General features: G+C 35.6%; 1 protein-coding gene. It reads left to right on the top strand.

Annotated features, from left to right (window positions below; genetic code table 11):
- Positions 1-247 (top strand): hypothetical protein (locus RMT89_RS44725; RefSeq protein ID WP_399499103.1); only part of this gene is annotated, 247 nt, incomplete at both ends.

The raw sequence follows: 247 nt of genomic DNA, 5'->3' as shown, positions 1-247 counted from the left end.
GAAAAGCTAATGATATCGCGAGGTTTACACGTGGTGGTAACAGTAGTTTTGAGGATGTAATTAACGGAATTAAAAAATTAAGTTCACACCAAGACCACGCCTTCTTGTTTGCAGGGACATTATCAGTAATACAACCGAATATTCCTGCTGAGGATACATATCATTACCTGAAGAGTATAAACTCTCCAAGTATAGATTTTCTATTTCAGGATGGAAATTATGATAGGATGCCTTATGGAAAAAAAGA

This window comes from Streptomyces sp. P17, assembly GCF_032436805.1.
GTDB lineage: Bacteria > Actinomycetota > Actinomycetes > Streptomycetales > Streptomycetaceae > Streptomyces.
This window is presented reverse-complemented; position numbering and strand designations above follow the sequence as displayed.